The following is a 23,021-nucleotide window of genomic DNA, read 5'->3' as shown; positions in this document are numbered from 1 at the left end:
CCATGAATCCATTCTTCAGATACGTCTTTCTAACGGTTTTTGCGATGCTGGCGGCCGACATTCAGGCAGCTCCGGGCCCAGGATTTCCGGAAACCATCGTGGCGGAAAACAACGCGTCCGGTGATTTCCCCCTCGTGCGGAACAAGCACGCCGCGCCGCTCATTGTCGATCAAGCCGACTTCCCGGGAGTGCTCCGGGCCGCCGCGGATTTGCAAACCGACATCGGACGCGTCACCGGCATCAAGCCTTCGTTGGAAAAAGAGCAAGCCCCTAACGGCAGCGTAGCGGTCATCATCGGCACCCTTGGAAAATCCGCGCTGATCGACCAACTCATCAAATCCGGCAAAATCACAACCGATGCCATCGTCGGCAAATGGGAGTCATTCATCATCGCCACGGTTAGTGATCCCCTGCCCGGCGTCCCTCAGGCCCTCGTCATCGCCGGCAGCGACAAACGCGGCACGATCTATGGCATCTACGAGATTTCCGAACAGATCGGCATCTCGCCATGGCATTGGTGGGCCGACGTTCCTATCAGACACAGCGAAGCCATTTCCATCAGATCGGGAACCTGGGTCCAGGGGCCGCCTGCGGTGAAATACCGTGGTATTTTCATCAATGACGAGGAGCCCGCGCTCGGCCCCTGGTCCCGCGAGAAATTCGGCGGCGTGAATTCCCGGATGTACCCCCACATGTTCGAACTCATCCTGCGGCTCAGGGGAAACTACCTGTGGCCCGCGATGTGGGGCAAAGCCTTCAGCGAGGACGATCCGCTCGATCCGAAACTCGCGGACGAATACGGCATCGTCATGGGCACGTCCCATCACGAGCCGATGATGCGCGCTCAACAGGAATGGACCAAGCGCAAGGCCGGCATCGGCAACGGTGAATGGAATTACCTAACCAATCAGGAAGGACTGGCGAAATTCTGGGCCGAGGGCATGGAACGCAACAAGGACTACGACAACCTGATCACCATCGGCATGCGCGGCGATGGCGACGAACCGATGGCCAAGGACGGCGACATGGCCGAAAACAGCGCGCTGTTGGAACGAATTGTTTCCGACCAGCGCAAGATGATCGCCAAAGCCGTAAACCGCGACGTGACCCGCGTCCCCCAGCTCTGGGCGCTCTACAAGGAAGTCGCCGACTACTACGAGCACGGCATGAAAGTCCCGGACGACGTCACCCTCCTTTGGTGCGACGACAACTGGGGCAACGTCCGCCGCCTTCCCACCGCGGAAGAACGCAAGCGCTCCGGTGGCGCGGGCATTTACTATCACTTCGACTACGTCGGTTCCCCGCGTTCCTACAAGTGGATCAATGCCAATCCGCTTCCCAGGATCTGGGAACAGATGAACACGGCGTTCGATTACGGCGCCGACCGCATCTGGATCGTCAACGTTGGCGACCTGAAACCGATGGAGCTGCCGATCGAATTCTTCCTGCGCATGGCGTGGAATCCCAAGGCCATGCCAAAGGAAGGAATCGCCGCGTTCACGCGCCGCTGGGCCGAACGCGAATTCGGCCCCGCCCATGCGGACGACATCGCCGACATTGTTTCAAAATACGCCAAATACAACGCCTGGCGGAAGCCCGAGCTGTTGGAGCCAACGACCTACAGCCTCGTGAACTACCTCGAAGCGGAGCGGGTCCTCGACGTATGGAAGGACATCACCGCCCGGGCCGAAGCCATTTACGAAAAACTGCCAACAGAATCCCGCGACGCCTTCTATCAACTCGTGCTCTATCCGACAAAGGCGTCGGCCGCGGTCGTGGAACTGCACATCGCCACCGGCCTCAACCGCCTCCATGCCAGCCAGGGACGGACCAGCGCCAACGACGATGCGGAACGCGTCCGCGGACTCTTCGCGCTCGATCAACAGCTCACCGACACGTTTCACCAACTCAACGGCGGCAAGTGGAACCACATGATGTCGCAAACCCATGTCGGCTATACAGGATGGAAGGATCCGGACACCAACATCATGCCTGAACTGGCCGAAGTGAAAAGCGCTCCAACCGCATCAATGGGCGTGGCGGTCGACGGCTCCGAAAACTCCTGGCCCGGCAATGAGAGTGGAGCAATCCTGCCTCCATTTGATTCCATCGACCGGCAGCGCTCCTACATCGAGGTCTTCAAACGTGGTTCGGTTAGTTTCCCCTTCGAAGTCACCGCCAGCCAACCATGGGTGAAGCTCGGCGCCACTTCCGGATCGACCGATCATGACCAGCGCATCGAGGTCGGCATCGATTGGGATCAAATCCCGGAAGGCCCCCAATCCTCCGTCATCACCGTGACGCGGACCGGAGGCGAGAGCGTGCCCGTCAGCCTCACGGCCATCCGCTCCGCGCAACACACCCGCGAAAATCACCAAGCTTTCGGCGGACTAACAGGACCCACCGCCATCGCCGCCGCGGACGCGCCGCAAACCATCGCGGCAGGCGACGTGCGGTGGGAACGGATCCCGGATTACGGCCGCGGGTCTTCCGGCATGGCCATCTTTCCAAGCACCGCTGCGAGCGTCCAGCCGCCCCGGGATTCACCGCGGCTGGAGTATCCCGTCTTCCTTTCCGACGCGGGCGACATCCGGGTCGATCTCATCACCGGCCCCTCGCTCAATTTCCAACCGGGCCGGGGCGTCCGTATCGGCGTTTCCTTCGATGACCAGCCGCCCCTGGTGATCGATGCCTTCGCAGGCCAATCCTTCGCCGATCCCGCCAAGCGGCCGGACCTTTCGGCACCTCCCATCAAGGATTGGGCCACGTGGGTGAAGGACAACGTCCGCACGTTGAAATCCAGCCACAAGATCGCCGCCCCTGGAATCCACACTTTGAAAATCTGGATGGTCGATCCCGGCGTCGTGTTGGAAAAACTCATCGTCCACACCGGCGACCTGCGACCGAGCTATTTCGGCCCGCCTGAGAGCCGGATGATGGACGCCGGACGGGACTGAAAAAATCCACCGATGCACACAGACGACCGCTGAACGCCAAATGAATTAAACGTTTAATTTTAGACTTGCCACCCCCATCTGAAAACCCGATGAGCTTGCAGACAGAAGCCCACGAAAATCCATAATCTGACGAAGCCACGACACGTTTGTTACGACCGATTTGGTCGAAAAATACCCACTCCCGAGAGTCGTTCATGAAATTCCTTTCCTCCATCCCGACAAGACTTGTGGTGCTGGCCACCGGCGCGGCGCTCTTTCTGAGCGCGGGCGCGGCGTCCGCCGGAGACGGCCATTGGGTGACTACCTGGGGTTGCGCGCCCCAACTCACCGAGCCAGGGAATCTGCCGCCGGTGCCACTGGCCAACCGCACCTTGCGCCAATTCGTGCGCACCTCCATCGGCGGCAGGAATGTGCGCGTCCGGTTTTCCAACGCTTACGGAACCAGTCCGGTGAACATTCAATCCGCACACATCGCCCTGGCCGCCGGCACCGGCAGCGCGGGCACCGGTGAGATCAATCCCACCACCGACCGGACGCTGGTCTTCCGCGGAGCACCGGGCGTGGTGATTCCCGCAGGCGAAACCGTCTTGTCCGATCCGCTCGACTTCGATCTGCCGACAACCGCCGATGTCGCGCTGAGCATCCATTTCGGAAATCTATCCGCCACGACGATCAACGGCCACCCGGGTTCGCGCTCCACCTCGTTCATTTCTGATGGAAACGCGGTCTCGGCGATAAGCCTACCGACACCATCTCTAACTACTCACTGGTATGTCATCACCGGCATCGAGACGCTTGCCGAAAGCGGCGGCAGGACCGTCGTCATCCTCGGCGACTCGATCACCGACGGACGCGGATCAACCACCGACGGAAACAACCGCTGGCCGGACAATCTCGCGAAACGTTTCGCCGCAAATCCGCCGACCGCCGGCGTGGCCGTCGCGAACATGGGTATCGGCGGCAACGCCATCTTCGGTGGCCTTGGACCGGCAGCGGTGGATCGCTTCGACCGTGATGTGCTCAATCAGAACGGCGCTCGCTATCTGATCGTGTTTGAAGGCGTCAACGACCTCGGAGGAGTCAGCGACGCCGGCGCTCCGGCGCTCGCAACCAACCTGATCAACGCCTACACGCAGTTCGCCAACAAGGCGCATGCGAGGAACATCCGGGCTTACGCGGCGACGATCACTCCGCTCGGCACCGGCTATTACACCTCCGCCCGCGAGTCGGCCCGGCAGACGATCAACAACTGGATCCGCACGAACGCGGTCTTCGACGGCGTGATCGATTTCGACGCCGCCGTGCACGATCCGTCGAACCCGGCGAACCTGCTGCCCGCCTACAGCAGCGACACCCTGCACCTCAATCCGTCCGGTTATCAAGTGATGGCCAACGCGGTGAACCTCGGCCTGTTCACACCCTGACAGGAACGCTTTCACCATGAGCGAATTTCCCGGCATGATCAAAAACCTCCGCCGTCAGGCAATGCTGTTAGCCATGGCGTTGGGCACATCCTCCGCCTTGGCGGCCGTGGCGCAGTTCGACATCACCGACAAGGGCACGTCATCCCCCGCCCTTTCCGGCTGGACCTCCGTGACCGGCTCCGCCGACAACGCGGACTCCGTCACCGGCACGGACGGCACCCACACGCTGACGCTATCGACCTCAGGCGACGGCCAGGACCGGGATCGCGGCACCGCCGGTTTCACCGCGGATGCGAATTTCTGGCGCGATTTCTGGTTTGTCGCCAACAGCACGATCGGTGGCCAGACAGCCACCGCCACGATCACCGGCCTCACGCCTAACACCTCCCACATCGTCGAGATCTGGGCCTACGACACCGCCTCCACCGGAAACCGGGCGATGCAATGGACAGACGCCGTTTCCGGAAATACCGGCGCATCCTCCTTCAACGGAGCGACCACCCCGGTTCCCGCGTCGCTCGGCGATTGCGTCGCCACGGTGCTGGCAAAAACCAACGGCTCGGGCGTGATCACGCTCACCGGAGCCGCGGCATCCGGCGGATCGACCGGCCTTCCCAACGTATTCGTCACCGGCCTCCGCGTCTCGGAACAAGCGCAGCCCGGAACCTCGCTGCCGACCTTCGAAGCAGAGTCCGGCACGCTCGGCTCGGATTTCCTAACGAGCACTGTCAGCGGCGCGGCCTGCATTACCATCTCGACCAACAGCACCGTTTACAATCCGGTCAGCGCCAACCGTGTGGCAACCTATTCCGTGCCGTTTCCCGCCGCGGACACCTATCAGCTCTACGCCCGCGTGCTCGTCGGTGCCGGGAACTTCGCGGACGACAGCTTCTTCTATGGCAACGGATTCGGAACGAAGTCGGCCACGACCGACGCGGACTGGGTGGCCGTCGTCTCGGGATTGAACACGACCGGCTTCACCAACCTAACCGACCCCGTCACGGTCAACGGCGGCGCAGCAGGCATCCAGGTTTGGAAATGGATCCGCTTCGGAACCTCCTTCACTGTCAGCGGCAGCCTGACGAAGACGTTCCAGATCGGAGGACGCGAGGACGGGTTTTCCATGGACAAGTTCGCCTTCGCTCCAGCCGGCGTGACGCCGACGGTGGCACAGCTTGATACGGGCTTCATCCCCGATCCACCGTCCGGCACGGGCACTTTCGATGGGCCGGATGGGATCGCGTTCCATCGTTTCAGCCAGCCCAACCTGGGAGCCACGCCCGACGGCGCGAACCCGGCGACCGGGTTGGTATTGTTAGACGGGCTGTTATGCGGGACGACTCAGAACGGCGGCTTGCAGGGTGAGGGCGCGGCATTCCGGATGAACCCCGACGGCTCGGGATTTGAAACCCTGGAGAGCTTCTACAGCGGATCGGACGCGGCGTTTCCCCAAGGCGGCCTGGTGATTTCCGGCGCAGGATTTTTCGGCCTCTCCCAAGCGGGAGGGACCTATGGCACCGGCACGGTTTTCGAGCGCAGGGCGGATGGCACCATCGCCATCATCCGCAGTTTCAACGCGGTCGCCGCGCACACGGCGATCAATTTCGGAGGCGCGAGTCCGTCCGGTCCCCTCGCCATTTCCGGCAGCACGCTCTATGGCGCGGCAAGCGCCGGCGGTGCTAACGGAAACGGCGCGGTCTTCTCCGCTTCCACCAGCGGTTCAGCATTCACCGTGCTGCGCGACTTCAGCGCGATCGACTCGGGCACCGGCACCAATATCGATGGCGCGCTGCCTTGCGGCGGAGTCATCGTTTCCGGTGGGAAAATTTACGGCACCACCTCCGCCGGCGGCTCGGGTGGCACCGGCGTCGTGTTCTCGATGGATGCCAGCGGCTCCAATTTCACGGTCCTGCACAGCTTCACTCCCATGGACGCCGTGACCGCCGCCAACGCGGATGGTGCCTTGCCTTCCGGCGGACTGGCGCTTTCTAACGATATTCTCTACGGCACCACCCTCGCCGGCGGCGCGGGAGGAAAAGGCACCGTGTTCGCCATCAACACCAACGGCTCGGATTTCCTGGCCATCTATCAATTTTCCGCCATCGATCCACTGACACGCGCCAACACCGACGGAGCTTCACCCGCCGCCGTTCTGTCGCTCTCCGGAAACGTGCTCTACGGAACCACTTCCGCCGGAGGATCGGGTGCGGCGGGCACCGTCTTCGCGCTCGACCCTTTCGTGCCGCGCTTCCGCACGTTTCACAGTTTCCAGCCCCTCGCCGCAGATGGCACGAATACCTACGGAGCTTTCCCGGTCGCCCCTCTCCTGCGGGTGGGCAACGCCCTGTTCGGCACGGCCTTCGGCGGTGGTCCGGGTGGTTCCGGAACGGTCTTCCGCATCCCGATTCCCCTCAGCGCGGAGATTTACGCCATTGGAAATCCCAATGGCACCGTGAACGCCACCCTCTCCGGCCTCGGCGCGCCCTACTCCAACTACCGGATCCAGGCCACCAACAATCTATCATCGCCCGCAAGTTGGCAGGACATCACCACCCAAGCCACCGATGCCGGCGGCTTCCTCCAATACAGCGAGGCCAACCTGAATTCACCCGGAAGATTCTATCGAATGAGAGAAGCACCCTGACCTGATATGAATCTTTACCGCAAATCCGGACAACTCATCCCATTTCCATGAACCTGCCGCGCGCGCTTGCAACCATCGCCCTTCTCGCCACCTCCGTTCTGGCGGACGAACCGACTCCCGTCGCCTTCGACTGTTTCGAATATACCGGCAGTGACATCCAGCCTTCGGAAAAACTACCGCCGGGACACTATCGCAATCCGATCCTCACCGGATTCTTCCCCGACCCCAGCGTCTGCCGCGTGGGACAGGACTTCTATCTGGTAAATTCCACGTTCAGTTATTTCCCCGGCCTTCCCGTTTTTAAAAGCCGCGATCTGGTGAACTGGACACTCGCCGGCAATGCGATCAGCCGCCCTACGCAGCTCGACTACCACGGCAGTGGTATCTCACGCGGATTGTTCGCTCCCGACATCCAGTGGCACGACGGCATCTTTTACATCGTCTGCACGATGATCGATCGGAAGGGCAACTTCGTCATCACCGCCATCGATCCCGCCGGCCCGTGGTCGGATCCCGTCTGGCTCGATTTTCCCGGCATCGATCCCTCGCTGTTCTTTGATGATGACGGCCGCGTCTGGCTGGTCCATAATGGCGAGCCGCCGGACAACAAGCCTCTCTATCAGGGGCATCGCGCCGTATGGCTCAGGCAGTTGGACCCGCAGGTGAAAAAACTCATCGGCGAGCCCGTCCTGCTTGTGAACGGCGGTGTCGACATCACCAAAAAACCGGTGTGGATCGAAGGCCCCCATCTGCTCAAGCGCGACGGCTGGTATTACCTAACCTGCGCCGAAGGCGGCACCGGACCGCAGCATTCGCAGGTCATCCTCCGCAGCCGCGCCATCACCGGCCCCTTCGATCCATGGAACGGAAACCCGATCCTCACCCAGCGCGATCTCGACGACACCGTTCCGGGCGCCGTCACCTGCACCGGCCACGCGGATCTGATAGAAGCACCCGATGGGAAGTGGTGGTCGGTATTCCTCGGCTGCCGGCCGTTTCCTGATGGAGGGCTGTACACCGCAGGCCGCGAGACATTCCTGCTGCCGGTGACATGGACCGACGACGGTTGGCCGGTCATTCTTGCCGCCGGAAAACGCGTGCCTCTCGTCGCTCCCGGTCCGTCCGTGACCGCTCCAACTGCTAGCACCGCAGCGCTCAACGGCGACTTCACGTGGAGCGAAAATTTCGACAGCCCGGCGCTCGACGGTCTGTGGTTGATGATCCGCCAGCCCACCGCCGGATCGTTATGGAAAGTGGATTCCGGCAAGCTCCTGCTGACGCCGGGATCGGAAACCCTCGCGGGCGACCAACACCCCGCCTTCTTGTCACGCCGTGTCCAGCACGGCCGTTTCCGGGTCTCGACCACTTTGGAAACTCCGACAGCTCCGGGAATCGATGCCGGACTCGCACTCTTCCAGACCGAGAAAAACTATTATTTCCTCGGGGCGCGCCGCAACGGATCCGCGGTGGAGATCTTCGTCGAACTCGCCGACAGCGGCGCGCCCGCCGTCATCCATCACGTCAATGTCCAGCCTAACGAAAAAATCTCGCTTCGCATTGCCGCTGATCTCAACGCAGTCTCCTTCGAATGGTCCACCGACGGCAAATCCTGGGATACGTTCTCCGCACCCGCGGGCATCCGGCCGGTCAGTGTCCAAGCCGCCGGAGGTGGCATGCATTTCACCGGAGCGGTTGTTGGCATGCACGCCCGCCGCATTCTGTAACATTTTTCTAGCAACATGATCCCGCGCATCGCTCTCCTCGCCGCCCTGCTTGCCGCCGCGCTTCTCTCCGCGGATGCGGCCGGATTGAGAGAAGTCGAAAGGATCAACGATGGCTGGCGTTTCACCAAAGGCGACCCGCCGGATGTCAACCCGGCGGATCTGCTCTACGACGTCCGCCCGGTCGCCACCGGCGGGGATCAAAAGGAGCGGCTGGCGGAAGCCACCGAAGATGCCGCGAAACTATCAGCCGCCACCCATCGCGTGCTCAAGCCGTGGATCCTGCCCACCGGAAACCGCTTCATCAAGGATCCTGCGAAGCGCTTTGTCCGGCCCGACGGAAATCCCGGCGGCGATGTTTCCTATGTGAAGAGTGACTTCGACGACAGCGGCTGGCGCCGGTTGAATCTGCCGCACGACTGGGCGATCGAGGGACCGTTCAACTCCGCCAACGTCGGCGGCGGCATGGGACGGCTGCCCAGTCCGGGCATCGCGTGGTATCGCAGGCAGCTCGACATCCCCGTGGCCGACAAGGGCAAATCCATCTTCCTCGAAGTGGACGGCGCGATGGCCTACTCGGCGGTGTGGCTGAACGGACAATTGTTAGGCGGCTGGCCTTACGGCTATTCGTCGTGGCGGCTCGACCTCACACAGCACGTGGTTCCGGGTGGAAAAAACCAATTGGCGATCCGCTTGGACAATCCGCCGGATTTCTCGCGCTGGTATCCCGGAGCAGGCATCTACCGGAACGTCTGGCTGACAAAGACCCGGCAGGTGCATGTCGGCCAATGGGGAACCTTCCTGACGACACCGCAAGTCTCCGCCGCTTCCGCCACCATCGAGCTCGTGGTCACCGTTGACAACGACTCAAACTCCGATGCGGACGCCGGCATCCTAACCGAAATTTTCGCGCTCGATGCGGATGGAAATTTGACCGGCAATTCCGTAGCCTCCATCAAGTCGATGGAAACCTCCGTAACTGCGGGAGCGAGCGCCAGGATCAACGGCTCGGTGGTGCTGCCGAATCCGAAGCTGTGGGGACCGCCACCACAACAACAACCCGACCGCTACGTCGCAGTGACGACTGTCTCACGAAATGGTGAGGCAGTGGATCGCTACGAAACACGCTTCGGCATCCGCTCGGTGGAATGCCAGCCGGACGGGCTTTTCGTGAACGGCCAGCGCATCACCATCCAAGGCGTCAACCAGCACCACGATCTCGGCGCGCTGGGCGCGGCATTCAACGAAAGAGCGGCGGAGCGGCAGTTGGAAATTCTCCGCGAACTCGGCTGCAACGCGATCCGCATGGCACACAATCCACCCGCGCCCGAACTGCTCGAACTCACCGACCGAATGGGCTTCCTCGTGGTGGACGAGGTATTCGACGCGTGGCTCCGGCAGAAAACGCCGTTTGATTTCCACCTGATTTTCGCCGACTGGCATGAACAGGATCTGCGGTCGATGATTTGCCGCGACCGCAATCATGCTTCGGTGATCCTGTGGAGCGTGGGCAACGAAGTCGGCGAGCAATACACCGGCGCGGAAGGGGCGGAGGTCACCCGAAAAATGATCGCCCTGTCGCACGATGCCGACCCATCAAGGCCCGCCACCGCCTCGATGAATTTCGCCAAGTCGGACTCGCCCTTCGCCGCCGCCGTGGACGTCATCAGCCTCAACTATCAGGGCGAAGGCATCCGCGACACGCCCGAATTCGATAATTTCAAAGGCATCCGCACGCAGCCGCAGTATCCCGTGTTTCACGAAAAATTTTCTGACAAAATGATCGTGAGCAGCGAGAGCGCCGCCGCCTTGAGCAGCCGGGGCGTCTATCTGTTTCCCGTGACGAAAGGCGGCAGCAACCCGACGCGCGACGGATCGGGCGGCGACTCCACGATCCAGCAGGTCAGCGCCTACGAACTCCACACGGCGGATTTCGGCTCGTCCGCCGACAAGGTTTTCGCCATGCAGGACAAGAATCCGTTTGTCGCTGGCGAATTCGTCTGGTCCGGTTGGGACTACCTCGGCGAACCAACTCCCTATTACTCGGCGCGCAGCTCCTACTTCGGTATCATCGACCTCGCGGGATTCAGGAAGGACCGCTTCTATCTCTATCAGTCCCGCTGGCGGCCGGACCTGCCCATGGCCCACATCCTGCCGCACTGGACATGGCCGGAACGTGTCGGCCAGGTGACGCCGGTGCATGTTTTCACTTCCGGAGACGAGGCGGAGCTCTTCCTTAACGGAAAATCCCTCGGACGGAAAAAGAAAGGCGCGTTCGAATACCGCCTGCGCTGGGACGACGTGATCTATCAGCCGGGTGAATTGAAGCTCGTCGCCTACAAGGACGGGAAGCCGTGGGCCGGGAGCGAAATTCGGACCACCAGCGCGGCGGCCCGCCTCGAACTGGCTCCGGATCGTGCCTCGATCCGTGCCGACGGAAGCGATCTATCCTTCATCACCGTCCGGGTCACCGACGGCAACGGACTCACTTCGCCAAGGGCCCAAAACACCATCCGTTTCAAAATCGAAGGACCGGGCGAAATCGTCGCTACAGACAACGGAGATCCAACCTGCCTCATCTCGTTCCCATCCCACGAACGTCCGGCATTCAACGGGCTCGGCCTGGTGATCGTGCGTTCGATAGCAGGTAGGACGGGACCCATCCGCCTCTCCGCCGAATCGGAATCCCTGCAACGCGCGTCCGTCACCCTGACCAGCGAAAACCCTCACTAACACCCGCATGAATTCACCCAGACTGTCCTTCATCGAAAAGACCGGCTACAGCATGGCGGACGCCGCCGCGAACTTCGTCTTCATGACGATGATCCTGTTTCAGACCAATTTCTACACCGACACTTTCGGTCTATCAGCCGGTGCCGCCGCGGCGATCCTGCTCTGGCCGAAACTCTGGGACGCCTTCTTCGATCCCATCATGGGCGTGCTGGCGGACCGCACGAACACCCGCTGGGGCAAGTTCCGCCCGTGGATCATCTGGACCGCCGTGCCGTGGGCGGTCGTGATGGTGCTCGCCTACACGACGCCGAAGGGTTGGAGCATGGGAGCGCTCGTCGCCTACGCGGCCGTCACCAACACCCTGCTGATGACGCTCTACTCGATGAACAACATGCCGTATTCGGCACTTGGCGGGGTGATGACCGCGGATCTCAACGAACGCGCCCGCCTCAATTCGTTCCGTTTCATCGCGGTGAACATCGCCCAATTCATCGTCGGCGGCTTCACGCTTCCGTTAGTGGCCAAATTTTCCGAGGGCCATGACCGCCAGCACGGCTGGCAAATGACGATGACGATTTGGGCGGCCATCTGTCTGGTCTTGTTCGTCATCACCTTTTTCACCACCCGCGAGCGTATCAAGCCGGTCGCTGAAACCCACACCCCGCCGAAACAGGATTTCAAGGATCTGCTGAAGAACGGCCCGTGGAAGATCATGGCGCTGATGACACTGGTGCACTTCGCCATCCTTTCGTTCCGCGGCGGAGCGCTTTACAACTACTATCACCAATATGCGGACAAGGCCTCGATGTTTGATTTCGTGGCGAAACTCGGCCTCACCCGAGCCCCGCTTCTTCCGGGTGCTCCCAAACCCGGCGGGTTGCTGGAGTGGCTCGGATACACGATTCACAGCACAAGTGACAACCTCGCGACTTCCAACGTGGCCGATGTTTTCAACAGCATTACCAACATGGTCGGCACCCTCACCACGATCATTGTCATCATGGCGTCGGTGTCCTTCGCCCGCAGGTTCGGAAAAAAGGCTGTCGCCGTCGCCGGCTTCGGACTCTCCACCGTGTCCGCCCTCGGATTCTATCTGTTGGAACCCACGAACGTGACCGGCATGATCGCCCTCACGATCATCGGCTCCATCGTGTATGCGCCGACGGTGCCGCTCGTGTGGGCGATGTTCGCGGATGTGGCCGACTATTCCGAGCTTAAGACCGGCCGGCGTTTCACAGGTATGGTCTTCGCGACCATCGGGTTCTGCCTCAAGGCCGGTCTCGCTCTGGGCTCCGCTTCGTTTCTCTGGATTATGGACCTCGCATTCCACTACGACACGAAACTGCCGGGCGCTCCGGACGCCGTGCATGGCTACCGCTTCACCGTCAGCATCGTCGTGGGCCTGATGTTCGCCGTCTGCACCGCCCTCCTCGCGGCCTACAAGTTAGACAAAGACGCGACCATCGAGATGTCCGAAGAACTCGCCCGTCGCAGGGCGGAGGCGGGGGTCGCCAACGCGTGAAATTTTTTGCTAGAAAGTCATGAAAATTCAACTCCCGCCGCCCCTTCGTCATCTCGCCGCCGCAGGTTTCCTCATCGGAGCGTCAGCCGCCGTCTCATCCGCGGAGGAGCTTCCCTTCGTGAGCCCGATGTTCGGCGACAACATGGTGCTCCAACGGGAAAAGCCCAACACGATCTGGGGATGGACTTCGCCGGGGCGGCAGGTCCGCGTGACAATCGCCGGAAACTCCGCCGAAACCATTGCTAACGGCAGCGGCGGATGGACTGCGCAAATCCAGCCCCCGCCCGCAGGCGGCCCCTACACCCTGGCCATCGACGGCCCGGAAAAAGTCGAGTTCCACGACGTGCTCGTGGGCGATGTCTGGCTGTGTGGAGGCCAGTCGAACATGGAATTCGGCATGAGCCGCGTGCGCGACGCCGCCTCGGAAATCCAAGCGGCGGATCAGCCGCTGCTCCGGCTCTATCAGGCAAGGACAGCGGTCGGCTACGCTCCGTCTTCCGCCACCGGCGGATCGTGGAAAATCTGCTCGCCCGAGACTGTCGCGACCGGCGGCTCGGGCGGTTTTTCGGCGGTAGGCTATTATTTCGGCCGCAGGCTGCGGCAGGATCTCGATGTGCCGATCGGCTTGGTACAAATGGCTGTAGGTGGAACTCCCGCCGAATCGTGGACCAGCGACGCGGCCTTGCGCCCGCTCAAGGATTTCAACGTTCCGCTCGACGAGGTGGAGCGACTTCGCGCGAAAGGCGCTCCGGAATACGGCAATTTCATCTCCCACTGGTATGACGAGTTCGACCCCGGCCATAAGAACAACGCTTGGTTCGCCGCCGATATCGACGAGCAGGATTGGAAAACAGTGACCATTCCCGGCGGCTTCGCCGACCTCGGCGTGCCCGAAACTCCGGCCGTCTGTTATTTCCGCAAAACCGTCACCCTTCCCGATCCGCTGCCTGCGGGAGAAGCGAAGATCGAACTCGGCGTGATCGAGCGGATGGATACCGTGCATGTCAACGGCAGCTGGGTGGGAGCGAGCGCCTGGGTCGAGAATCCGCGCTCCTATCCGATCGCGCCCGGCATTTTGAAACCCGGTAAAAACGTCATCACCGTGCGTGTTTTCAAAACTCTAACCGACGGCGGATTCAAATCGGAATCCGCCCAACTGAAACTCGTCCTCGGCGACAAAACCGTTGTCCCGCTCGCGGGCGAGTGGAAGGGCAAACTCAGCGTGGACGCCCGACCGCCGCACCCAATGCCCGCGGGGTTTGAAAACTGGCCCACCATGCCCGCCGTTCTTTATAACGGAATGGTCGCTCCCATCGCGCCGCTCGCGATCACCGGAGCGATCTGGTATCAGGGCGAGGCCAACGCAAGCCGCGCCGCGCAATACCGCACGCTGCTGCCTGCGATGATCGGTGACTGGCGCAAAACCTTCGGCCAAGGCGATTTCCCGTTCTACATTGTCAGCCTCGCCTCGTTCATGCCGCATCGCGACACTCCGGGTGACGACGCGTGGGCAGAACTCCGCGAGTCGCAGGATTTCGCCTCCCGCAATGTTCCTAACTGCGGACTGGCCCTCGCCATTGATGTAGGAGAGGCCGGTGACATCCACCCGAAGGACAAGCGCCCGGTGGGAGAGCGGTTGGCACTTTGCGCCCTGGCGAAACATTATGGGAAAAAGGTCCCCTTCAGCGGGCCGGTTTTCAAATCGACCGAAACCCTGCCGGGCGCGTTGAAACTGAACTTCGATCACACCGACGGCGGCCTAACCGCACAGGGTGGGAAATTGGAGGAATTCGCCATCGCCGGAGACGACGGGAAATGGACTTGGGCCGACGCCCGCATCGAGGGCGATTCCATCGTGGTTTCCTCACCCGAGGTTCCGAATCCCAAAGTCGTCCGCTACGCGTGGCAGTCCAATCCGAAAGCCACTCTCTTCAACGGCGCGGGTCTGCCAGCGGTTCCATTCCGCACGGATGGTCCGGCCACTCCCACCGGTGATCAGAATTGAAAACCGCAGCCGATTCGTGAGACACATCGCGACCATTTTCGGCCACTCAATCCACAAGTTTGAACTTATAATCAATGAATTATGAAATATCATCTCGGTGAGGCCCATTTTTAATTAAACGTTTAATTTTCCTTGTCATTTGCGATGGCTCCTCTCCATTCTCCTCCAGACGCCTGTTCGCTTCGGATGGAGCAATTGAAATCCCATTCCAATTACCGATGAGAATCACCGACAAACACCTCGCCGGGAAACGGCCGGTCTCATCCCGGCTCCCCGGATTCACTCTCCCCGAGCTGTTAGTCACCATCATCGTCCTCGCGGTCTTCTCGACAGCTGGTTTTGGGTGGATGAAACTTGTCGCGGCCAATTGCCTAACAACAAACGGGTGGCACCTTGTCTACGTGGGAGTTGGCAGCTGGGCATCGGAAAAGAACTCCAACGACCCGGCTTACGAGGCAAACGGCACCGGGACTCACGGTCGTAGCGGAAACGGAAGCCGGATGGAAGAAGTGAGCTTGGGAAAATCGATCACCAGATCGTGGACGCGGAAGGCTTTCATCGAACTTGAAAATAGGGACATTATATGATAAGCCTGTCAGGTGAATTTCCCCATGCCGGCCCGGCCCCGCTGCGGATACGGACGCCCCGGCATACCGGGTCCGCGGGTCCGCGAACCTCAATTTTCCTTGCTAACTCAGGTGGTTTATCAGATCCCAAGTGGTATGGCCAACGCTCTCACATTTTCCGGTTCATGAGCGTTTCCCGCCGAGTAACCATCAAGGACATCGCGCGCTCCGCCGGCTTGAGCACGGCATCCGTCTCGCAGGCTCTCAGTCCCCGTCAGAATTCCACCATCAAACTTCAGCCGGAAACGGTGGAACGGGTGAGGGCGGTGGCCCGGAAATTGAATTACCAACCCCATTCCGGCGCGCGCTCGATTCGTTCCAACAGCTTCAATACGATCGGCTATTTCGTCGCCAAGACAGGAGCCTACACCAGCACGCCCTATGGCTACATGGCCGGTGTTCACGATATCGCGGAAGAGCGCGGTTTCCGCATGACCCTGATTCGTTTGCCGAGGGCGATCGAGGACATCAGCACCGCCATGCCAAGTGTATTCAGCGAGCGGAATCTCGACGCGCTCGTGATCGAAAGTTACAGCGAACTGGCGGACCAGATTTACGAACGCATCCAGGCCAGCAATCTTCCCGTGATCTTCGTCAATGACCGCCACGAGACCAACTCGGTTTACGTGGACGACGAATGGGGGGCGATCGAACTGACGCGGCATCTGATCGACAAGGGCTATCAACGCATCTGCTTCCTCCATCGGCAAACAGGGGGCGGTCCTCCTATCGAGAGAATGCACCACAGCGCCGAGGACCGCGAGACCGGCTACCGCAAGGCCATGCTCGATGCGGGGCGGCAGGCTTTCTGTCACACCGTGCACACCAAGGACGTCGTCGGCCTTGATGTCGAACTGAGCCAGGAGGATTGGGACGTGATCGCCGCCTATGATGCGGTGATCGCTTATGATGACGACCTCGCGAATCTCATCGGACGCGCCGCATATGATCGCGGGGTCCGTATTCCCGATTCCCTCGCCATCGCGGGTTTCAATGGCGATTACGCCTCGCTCAGCGCGTGGCGAAGGCTCACCACTGTCAGAATTCCCTCCTATGAAATGGGAAGAAAAGCCGCGGAAATGACTTTCGATCTCGTCGCGAGCGGAGCCGATGCCGTATTACCGTCGTCGGTCCACCGGCCGCAATTGATTCTCGGCCAAACAACCTGACTTGAATTTTTTTGCCCCGCGAATAAAACGTTTCATTTAATGAATTCATCATCCATTTCAAATCCGGTGATCCAAAATCCCGTGCTCAAGGGCTTCAATCCGGATCCATCGATCTTACGGGTCGGCGAGGACTACTACATCGCCACCTCGACCTTTGAATGGTTTCCCGGAGTGCAGATCCACCACTCGCGGGATCTGGTGAACTGGTGCCTGCTCACCCGCCCCCTGGATCGGCAAAGCCAGCTCGACATGGTGGGAAATCCGGACTCAGGCGGCATCTGGGCTCCCTGTCTTACTTATTCAGATGGGTTGTTCCATCTGATTTACACGGATGTGAAATACTGGAAACGGGATCCCTACAAGGTCGCCTACAACTATCTGGTCACCGCCCCGGACATCACCGGACCATGGTCGGAGCCCGTGTTTCTGAACAGCAGCGGATTCGATCCCTCGCTTTTTCATGACGACGACGGCCGCAAGTGGCTGGTGAACATGGTCTGGGATCACCGCAAGCAAAACAACCGCTTCGCCGGAATCCTGCTTCAGGAGTTCTGCCCGAAAACCCAAACTTTGATCGGGCCGGTGAAGCAGATCTTCAAAGGCACGGACCGCGCCCTGGTGGAAGGCCCCCACCTCTACAAGCGCGATGGCTGGTACTATCTGCTAACCGCCGAGGGCGGAACCGAATACGCCCACGCCGCCACGCTCGCCCGCTCCCGCCAGATCGACGGCCCTTATGAAGTCCACCCTCAGAAGCACCTTGTTAGCTCATTGGGTCATCCCGAAATTCTCCTGCAAAAGGCCGGCCACGGATCGTTGGTGGAAACCCAGCACGGCGAGTGGTATCTGGCCCACCTTTGCGGCCGTCCGGTCAACGGCAAGCATTGCACTCTCGGGCGGGAAACGGCGCTCCAGAAGTGCGTTTGGGACGATGACGGCTGGTTGTATTTGGAACAGGGCGGCATGCTCCCCGTCGTTCAAACCAAAGGCCCCGCCGGCATTTTGCCGGCACCTTTCAACGCCCCGGTATGGAACGGCCACTTCGACTCGCCCGAGCTCGACATCCATTTCCAGAGCCTGCGCCAGCCGATCACCCAAGATTGGCTCAGCCTCGCCGAGCGCCCCGGTTTCCTCCGGCTCAAGGGCAACGAACCCACCGTCAGCCTCTTCCGCCAAAGCCTCATCGCCCGCCGCGTCCAGTCCTTCGACATCAGCGTGGAAACCACCGTCGAGTTTCAACCGACCACTTTCCAGCAAATGGCCGGACTCATCGCTTATTACGACACGGAAAACCACTACTACCTGCGGCTGAGCCACGACGAGACGCTCGGCAGAGCCCTCAACATCATCGCCACGGACGGAGCCGCGAGCTGCGAGATTCTCGAAAAGGACATCGCCATACCCGCCACCGGAGCCGTGAACATGCGCCTCACGCTGAAAAACGCCGCCCTGCGGTTCGAATACTCGCTGCCCGGAGGAAACTGGCAGATCATCGGCCCCATTCTCGACGGAACGGTCCTGTCGGATGACCACTCCCACCTTGGTTTCACCGGTGCGTTTGTGGGTCTCTGTTGCCAAGACATTTCAGGACTTCATTTGCACGCCGATTTCCCGAAATTCGTCTATCGAGAAGGCCCGCGGGTGGAAGCCGGAGTCAACAAGGACAAGGCCCACGCCGCCGCGCCTCTGCTTGTCCAATCCGGGATCCCGCTGCCGATTTCCACCCAAGCCTGACCCGCTCAACCGAAGATTTTCACCGCTAATTAATCATTTTAATTAATCGTTTAATTTTCTCCTTGTCATCCTCAGGTCAAAAAATCAGTTTTCCACAGTTTCAATCGTCAAAAATCCAAAAATCCCATCGTTCCGCCTCTCTCCTGTAAAAATTCCCATCCCAAAAAACCCCATGAAACTTAGACAATCCAACCTCCAGTTCCTGACCGTCTGCCTCGCTCCCGCCCTCATCGGCCTCGCACTTCCATCCGCCCATGCGGCGAGCGCAACTTGGACCGGCGGAGTCGGGGGAACCGCCACCAGTCTGAGCTCTGGTGCCAACTGGAGCTCCGCCTCCGCCACGTTCGCAAGCGGAGACGTCGCCACCTTTGATAACACGACCGCCTTGGGAACCCTGACTTGGAACACCAATATCGGGCCCAGCTTCGGGGCCACGGACGGTTTGCACGTCCTGTATACGGGTAATAACAATCTGACTCTTGACGGGATCACCGGAGCCCCCGGCCTTCAATGGGGCGTTGGTAACATCACCATCAACAGCGGCGCGGGCGCATTCTCCTTTGGCGACGGGCTGGAATCCACCATTCTCGTCTACCGCGGTGCCTCGAATGCCCAGACCTATACCAACAACAGCAGCAACACCGCCACCTTCGCCGCCGACATTCTCTGGCGGGCGGGCGGCGGCGCGGCCAAAACCGTAACCCTTGATGGTTCGGGAAATTGGCTGTTCAACGCGCCCTTCCGGATTGATGCCACCCAAGGTCAAACGAACGTCACGGTGATCAAGAATGGCGCGGGCACGGTGAATTTCACCGCCAGCAACAACCTCGCAACCACCCCTGCCCTGACTCTCAACGGCGGAACGCTGCGTGTCACCGCAGCCGGATCCATCGGTGCGGCCGGTTCATATTCCGGCACCATCGCCAACAACGCCACTTTCTCTTACGAGAGTTCGGCCAACCAGACCATCTCGGGCGTCATCTCCGGGGCTGGAGTCATGCAGCAAACCGCTGGCACCCTGATCCTTTCCGGCGCCAACACCTACACAGCCGCCACCACCATCAACGGAGGCACGCTCAACGTCGGCGGCACCGGTTCGATCGAATCCTCCAGCAGCGTCAACGTCAACGGCTCGGGAGCCAAGTATCTGCACACCAGCACCACAGCCTCGACCCGCAACATCACGCTGACCAACGGCACCGTCGCCGGCACCGGCACGCTCGGCGCGGTCACGGTGGGCAACGGCACCGGCATCATCGCCAACGGCAACGGAAACTCCGCCGCGATCACTCTTGGCAGTCTTGCCTTCAACGGCGCGGCCGCCATCACCGTCACCGACGACGGTGACACCAGCACCTCCGGAATCATCGTTTCTGGAGCGCTTTCCACCACCCCGGCCAATGGTTCGGTCACCATCAACGCCTCCAATGCCTTTTGGAACGGCGGCTCCACTTACAATCTCGTCAGCACTGGAAGTTTCGGCGGTTCCATTTCCAATTTCACCAAAGGCACGATCACCGGCCTGACCAGCCGCCAGAGTGCCTCGCTCGTGCTCAACGGCTCCACCATCGGACTCCTGATCGGCGGAGACAGTCCGAAGTGGGCCGGGCTCGATAACAGCAATTGGGTGGTGGGAACCACTGGCACGAACGGCAATTGGAAGCTCCTCACAGGAGGCATCAAGACCGATTACATCCAAGGCGACGTTGTCCGCTTCGACGACAGTCCTACGAACACAACAGTGACCATCTCCGCAGCCAATGTGAGTCCGGCTGTGGTCAACTTCGCCAACAGCTCGAAGAACTACATTATCAACGGTGCCTTCGGCATCGCCGGGGGAACTATTGTCAACAAGGACGGCTCGGCGAATGTCACCATCTCCACCACCAACACCTACACCGGCGGGACCAACATCTCCGGCGGCACCGTCACCTTGAGCGGCGCGGGAACCTTAGGTGCCGCAGGCAGCGCCCTTTCCATCACCAGCGGCACCTTGAATCTGGGAGGCACCAGCAGCACCGTCAACGCACTGGCTATCAACGGCGACGCCAACATCGTCAACGGCACGCTCAACGCGACCGGACTGACCGCCACCAACACCGGCCTCGACGCAACCATTTCCTCCGCTCTGGACTTGGGCTCCGGTAACCTCAGCAAGTCCGGCGACGGGCTTCTGACAATCAACGGCAGCACATCCTACACCGGTACCACTGCTATCAACGGAGGCACCCTCGTACTCGGCGGCGCGGCCACCTTGAGCGGCAGCAGCGGCATCACCCTGGGTGGCGGCGCACTGGATCTCGGCGGCACCACCCAGACTACGAACGCCATCACCATCGGAGCGGGAGCCCCAACCTTCGACGTACTCCTGAACGGCACGATCATGCCCACCGCCTTCAACGTCACCAACCCGAGCGGCACCGTGCGGGTGTCCGCCAACATCACCGGCCCCACCGGCATCGCCATCAGCGCGGGAAGCGGCATCCTCAGTCTAACCGGCACCAATGACTTCACCGGACCGCTCAACTTCACCGCCCCTGCCACCGTGACCATCGACGACGGCTCCAACACCGGCGGCGGCCCCATCACCTACAACAGCTTCGGAACCACATTTACGATCAACAAAGGAACCTATTTGACCAGCGGCATTTCTGCTAACGGCTTGAGCGAATTCAGAACCCTGAACCTGAATGGCGGGGTTCTGGAAAGTACTGGGGACATATTCGCTAACACCCTCGCCATCTCGATCAACATCAACGGCGGCACCCTGCGGTCCGGAAACTTTATGGGTATCACCGTGTTCGATTACAACAATCTGCTTCAGGTCAATGGAGCGGGCGCGACGTTCGACACCACTGCGGGAGGAATCACCGTGGGTAACAACGCGGATATGATCGGTGCCGGAAACGCTCATGTCCCCACGGTCAACCAGCCCAAGATCAATGGAACCTCCTTGGCAACCCTCACACTCCTGGGAGGAAACAGTCTCGTTTCCGGCATCACGAACACCGGACATCTCGACATTCAGGATAACTCCATCTGGGATATCAATGGCATCGCATCGTCGCTCGGCGGTCTCTCTGGAAATGGCAGCGTGATCAGCTCTCCAGGCGCTGCGGTCCTCACGATCAACTTCGAATCCTTCAGCGGCCCCTACACTTACTCGGGGACCATCGGAGGAGGTGCCAACGTTTCGATTGTTAAGAATGGAGGCGGCACCCAGATTCTAACTGGAACCAACACCTATGGAGGTGACACAACCGTCGCGGGCGGAATTCTATCCGTGGATGGCGACGCCCTTCCAAACGCAGGAAAGCTGGTCATCAATGGCGGCGTGGTGGAAGTCACCGGAACAGAAGTGGTGGCTTACCTCTTCTTCGGCGCTGTGCAGCAGGCCACCGGAACATGGGGTGCCACCGGATCGGGAGCAACCCACATCGATGACACACACTTCACGGGATCGGGCGTAGTGAGCGTCGTCGCGCCTGCCGGCTATAACGGCTGGGCCACCACCAACGCGGGAGGAGAAGCTTCAAATCTCGACTCCGACTCCGATGGGGTTAGAAACGGCGTCGAATATTTCATGAACTCCATCTCCGCGTTCACGGCCTCTCCCGCACTCGTAAACATCGGCGGCAGCTACAGCATCACCTGGCCCAATGGCGGCAACATCCCCGCCAGCGCCTACGGCACCCAGTTCGTCGTGCAGACATCCACCAACCTCGCCAACTGGTCCGACGTTCCTATCGGCAACCTCACCACTAACACCAACAGCACGCTGAAATACACGCTCTCGGGTGACGGAAAATCCTTCGTCCGTCTGGTGGTCACCCCGGAGTGAACACCCGCAGCATCATCCACCGGGGGATCCGTCGCGGTCCGCCCGGTTCTGAGGCGGACCTCCGGCAGCCTCGACCTTTCCGTGCTCGATCCACCGGATGACGCCGCCCGCGTCTTCGCCAAATCGCGCTGGTCGCCGTTCTTGATCCGGCATCCTTCGCGCCCGGTTGAAAATCCGGGCTGGCGGGCGGTTGATGTTTGTGCAAAACACCAGCCGCCGCCATTTCCCCGGGCAACATCGCTCCGGGAAAAAATGGCGGTGATCCGGAACCTTATGCCTGACACCATCGAGATCCGCCGCCTCCGCGTCACCACCCTCATCGGCGTGCCTGACGAAGAACGCGCCGTGCCCCAGACTTTGTTAGTCTCCATCAGGATGACCCCTTCCCAAAACTTCGACGGCCTCGCCGATGAAATCTCCCGCACCATTGACTACTATCAGGTTTCGCTCGAAATCGAAGCCCTCGCCGCCGCCCGGCCGCGCCGCCTAATCGAGACCCTCGCCACCGATATCGCCGGTCATTTGCTAGGAAATCACCCGCTGCAACACGTCGCCATTTCCATCGAGAAACACATCCTGCCGAACACCGAATGCGTCGCGGTGCATATCGAACGGAGCCGGTGATGGCAAAGCGTCAAGCCCCCA

At 60.7% G+C, this 23,021-nt stretch carries 12 protein-coding genes; all 12 read left to right on the top strand.

Annotated elements, in window-relative coordinates:
* Positions 1 to 2 precede the first annotated feature (2 nt).
* The 12 genes from ABIQ96_RS20890 to ABIQ96_RS20835 all read left to right on the top strand — a co-directional run bounded on the left by ABIQ96_RS20890 (position 3) and on the right by ABIQ96_RS20835 (position 23,000).
* Positions 3 to 2,957 (top strand): glycosyl hydrolase 115 family protein, encoded by a 2,955-nt coding sequence (locus ABIQ96_RS20890; RefSeq protein WP_348216580.1) that lies wholly within the window; start codon positions 3 to 5, stop codon positions 2,955 to 2,957.
* 194 nt (positions 2,958 to 3,151) lie between these two features.
* A complete protein-coding gene (locus ABIQ96_RS20885; protein WP_348216579.1) occupies positions 3,152 to 4,381 on the top strand; it encodes an SGNH/GDSL hydrolase family protein in 1,230 nt (409 codons plus the stop codon).
* A 16-nt stretch (positions 4,382 to 4,397) separates the two neighbouring features.
* Entirely contained in the window at positions 4,398 to 7,025 is a 2,628-nt protein-coding gene (locus ABIQ96_RS20880) for a choice-of-anchor tandem repeat GloVer-containing protein (protein ID WP_348216578.1), read from the top strand.
* A 47-nt stretch (positions 7,026 to 7,072) separates the two neighbouring features.
* Positions 7,073 to 8,749 (top strand): glycoside hydrolase family 43 protein, encoded by a 1,677-nt coding sequence (locus tag ABIQ96_RS20875; protein ID WP_348216577.1) that lies wholly within the window; start codon positions 7,073 to 7,075, stop codon positions 8,747 to 8,749.
* Between the two features lie 15 nt (positions 8,750 to 8,764).
* Positions 8,765 to 11,479, top strand: coding sequence for a beta-galactosidase GalB (gene galB / locus ABIQ96_RS20870; protein WP_348216576.1), 2,715 nt, complete (start codon positions 8,765 to 8,767; stop codon positions 11,477 to 11,479).
* A 7-nt stretch (positions 11,480 to 11,486) separates the two neighbouring features.
* Entirely contained in the window at positions 11,487 to 13,001 is a 1,515-nt protein-coding gene (locus ABIQ96_RS20865) for an MFS transporter (RefSeq protein ID WP_348216575.1), read from the top strand.
* Positions 13,002 to 13,020: 19 nt separating this feature from the next.
* The gene (locus ABIQ96_RS20860) at positions 13,021 to 15,006 is read left to right on the top strand and encodes a sialate O-acetylesterase (protein ID WP_348216574.1); all 1,986 of its coding nucleotides are present in this window, start codon (positions 13,021 to 13,023) and stop codon (positions 15,004 to 15,006) included.
* 218 nt (positions 15,007 to 15,224) lie between these two features.
* Positions 15,225 to 15,593 (top strand): prepilin-type N-terminal cleavage/methylation domain-containing protein, encoded by a 369-nt coding sequence (locus ABIQ96_RS20855; RefSeq protein WP_348216573.1) that lies wholly within the window; start codon positions 15,225 to 15,227, stop codon positions 15,591 to 15,593.
* A 164-nt stretch (positions 15,594 to 15,757) separates the two neighbouring features.
* Complete coding sequence (locus ABIQ96_RS20850) at positions 15,758 to 16,801, top strand: LacI family DNA-binding transcriptional regulator (RefSeq protein ID WP_348216572.1); 1,044 nt, start codon at positions 15,758 to 15,760, stop codon at positions 16,799 to 16,801.
* Between the two features lie 39 nt (positions 16,802 to 16,840).
* Complete coding sequence (locus ABIQ96_RS20845) at positions 16,841 to 18,535, top strand: glycoside hydrolase family 43 protein (RefSeq protein WP_348216571.1); 1,695 nt, start codon at positions 16,841 to 16,843, stop codon at positions 18,533 to 18,535.
* Positions 18,536 to 18,707: 172 nt separating this feature from the next.
* Positions 18,708 to 22,376: an autotransporter-associated beta strand repeat-containing protein gene (locus ABIQ96_RS20840; RefSeq protein ID WP_348216570.1), complete on the top strand. Its 3,669-nt coding sequence runs from the start codon at positions 18,708 to 18,710 to the stop codon at positions 22,374 to 22,376.
* Between the two features lie 273 nt (positions 22,377 to 22,649).
* A complete protein-coding gene (locus tag ABIQ96_RS20835) occupies positions 22,650 to 23,000 on the top strand; it encodes a dihydroneopterin aldolase (RefSeq protein ID WP_348216569.1) in 351 nt (116 codons plus the stop codon).
* Positions 23,001 to 23,021: the final 21 nt, after the last annotated feature.

The sequence above is a fragment of the Luteolibacter sp. genome (assembly GCF_039920825.1).
Lineage (GTDB): Bacteria > Verrucomicrobiota > Verrucomicrobiia > Verrucomicrobiales > Akkermansiaceae > Luteolibacter.
Note: the sequence above shows the minus strand (reverse complement) of the source record. Positions and strands in the feature narration are given on the sequence as shown.